The 569-nt window shown below is 51.8% G+C and carries 1 protein-coding gene; it reads right to left on the bottom strand.

What is annotated here, in order from left to right; genetic code table 11:
- Positions 1 to 417 (bottom strand): CHC2 zinc finger domain-containing protein (locus DWY84_RS17190; RefSeq protein WP_118534484.1); only part of this gene is annotated, 417 nt, incomplete at its 3' end.
- Between the last annotated feature and the right edge of the window lie 152 nt (positions 418 to 569).

Genomic DNA, 569 nt, shown 5'->3' with positions numbered 1-569 from the left:
CGGGGAGTGCGGGGCATAATCCTTTCTCCATGCCCGAAGCAAGTGAAGATAATCGGCAAGAATACGGAAGCAGCGGCTCTTTGCTTCCTGAAACTGTTCCTCCTGGGATTTCTGCCGGGGCTTGGGCTTTTTTACCTTCCCCGGCGGTTTCCAGTCCTCATAGGAAAGCCCGAAGTCCTGTGCCAGCTGTACGGCGGCTTCTTTCTTTCCCAGCCCATACAGGGCGGCGGCAAAATCAATCACATCCCCATCCGCACCGCAGCCGAAGCAGTGGTAACGCCGATCCAGCTTCATGCTTGGGGTTTTATCGTTATGGAACGGGCAACAAGCCATCCCGTTCCGGCCTACACGGATTCCATAATGCTCCGCAGCCTGTCTTGTTGTGACGGACTGCTTCACAGCTTCAAATACATTCAAATCTATCCCTCCTTGAAAAAAAGAAAAGCACCTGACATTCTCTGACTGAAAATGGCAAGTGCCTGTTAAAGTTCCATATCCTGTTGTCTGTGTTTCGTCTGTGCTGGGGCGGTTCTTTGTGCTTTTTTCTCGTCTGCCTTATCCTGCAAGAC

The organism is Clostridium sp. AF27-2AA (assembly GCF_003478505.1).
Lineage (GTDB): Bacteria > Bacillota > Clostridia > Lachnospirales > Lachnospiraceae > Brotaphodocola.
This window is presented reverse-complemented; position numbering and strand designations above follow the sequence as displayed.